The sequence below is a fragment of the Mesorhizobium qingshengii genome (assembly GCF_900103325.1).
GTDB classification, from domain to species: domain Bacteria; phylum Pseudomonadota; class Alphaproteobacteria; order Rhizobiales; family Rhizobiaceae; genus Mesorhizobium; species Mesorhizobium qingshengii.
In genome coordinates this window covers 1-1,782 of record NZ_FMXM01000096.1, presented here as the reverse complement: position 1 = coordinate 1,782, position 1,782 = coordinate 1, and the positions used below count along the sequence as shown (strand labels likewise).

Below are 1,782 nucleotides of genomic sequence, written 5' to 3'. Positions count from 1 at the left end.
CCGAGCAGTTCGCCATCCTCACGGCATAGAACGCCGACCCGGATTCCTGCCATCCTTTGTCCCGTTTCGATCTTTGCGACAGAACCGCCCTGGTTAAGGGCTCGCGCGCGAATGTGCGCAGCTTCGCCAGATGATCGACTGGACGAAGCACCGGATCGACTTCCTCGACCAGCGCCATCGCCTCGGCGTCAGCGCCGGTAAATTCTCGCACGCGGCTGGTAAACACGCTGCATCTGTGTATCAGCGTCTTAAGTGTCTTGATGACTGCCTTCCACGCGAGCAAGCGCGACAATGAATCGCAGGCCTGCACGGCGTAGAAACTCCTGGCTGTGGCGGCCAACGGTGGCTCATCCCTGAGCCAGACTAAGCCGTGTGCGCCGAGGTACGTCGCAAGCCAGATAACGGGGCGTTGTTTTCGTGGCCCGAAACCGAGGAGACGATAATGGCCAATGGTGACACTAATCTAGACCGTAATCTAGACCGTGGGGAACCGATAGCAAAGCAGTACTTGCTGTCAGAGGGGATCATTGGCGACAGTTTGCCTTTGCGCAATCTGCTTCAAACAGTCGCGCGCGTCGCTAAGTACAACTTTCCGGTTCTCTTGCGAGGCGAATCCGGTACCGGCAAGGAGCTGGTCGCCAAGGCTATTCACGAGTTGTCGCCCCGCGCCAAGCGGCCCCTGGTAAAGGTCAACTGTGCGTCGCTGACAGAAAGCGTCCTCGAATCCGAATTATTCGGTCATGAGAAGGGCGCATTCACAAGCGCATTCTACTCGCATAAGGGACGCTTTGAGCTCGCTCACAAGGGGACGTTATTCTTGGACGAGATCGGCGAGATCTCACCCTCGTTTCAGGCAAAGCTCTTACGCGTGCTGCAGGAGCAGGAGTTCGAGCGCGTCGGCGGCAACCAGACCATTAAAGTCGATGTTCGCATCATTGCCGCGACGAACAAGAATTTGGAAGAGGCCGTTGTAAAAAATGAATTCCGTGCCGACCTCTATTACCGCCTCAATGTGGTTCATTTGCTGGTGCCGGCGCTACGCGAAAGGCGCACTGATATTCCGCTCCTCGCAGCCGAGTTTCTCAAGAAGTTCAACGATGAGAACGGCGGTATGCTGACCTTCGATGCCAGTGCGATTGAAGTACTGACAAGCTGTGATTTTCCCGGCAACATTCGCGAGCTCGAAAACTGCGTGTATCGGACAGCGGTTCTGGCCGAGGGAGCATCAATCGGGAGAGGCGACTTTGCATGCTGTCGGGGCCAATGCTTCGCTGCGGCGTTGCATAAGCTCACATCTGGAGAACTCGCGCTGCGACCCCGGTCGAACATGCCGCAGCAAGCGATTTCGGCCCCCTCCGCCGCAGTCTCGTCAGAGGCTGGAGGACAGCCGCCGGCGCGGCCTGCCGACGCAGTCCACTTGAACAATGCCGATCGGATCACGGCCGCCATGGACATATGTGGCGGGGTCCAAGCGAAGGCCGCACGCCTGCTTGGACTGACACCGCGCCAGATTGGTTACGCGCTGAAAAAACACGCCATCAATGTGAAGCGTTTTTGAAACAAACGACCGACGATGGCAGCTGGGGCAAATCCGACTTGGTGCTTTGGCGACTCGAGACGAAACGACGGAGTTCTGGCGTCAGTGGGCGTTGTCACGTTGTTTGCAATGTGGCCGCGTGAGGCTGCTACCGCGCTTTTCAGGCAGGCAGTGCACTCACGGCTTCCCACGCGGCCATTGCCTGGCGTCGATGGGTTCGAATTTGTGCTGCCGAGCGGTTGGTC

Annotated in this window: 1 protein-coding gene and 1 pseudogene; one reads left to right on the top strand and one right to left on the bottom strand. The window is 57.9% G+C overall.

The window, feature by feature from the left end; all coding sequences use genetic code 11:
• Nucleotides 1-340 (bottom strand): hypothetical protein (locus BLS48_RS35485; RefSeq protein WP_143019605.1); only part of this gene is annotated, 340 nt, incomplete at its 3' end.
• Between the two features lie 93 nt (nucleotides 341-433).
• Here BLS48_RS35485 and nifA point away from each other — a divergent pair.
• A pseudogene (gene nifA / locus BLS48_RS34495) lies at nucleotides 434-1,558 on the top strand (nif-specific transcriptional activator NifA); the annotation flags it as partial.
• Between the last annotated feature and the right edge of the window lie 224 nt (nucleotides 1,559-1,782).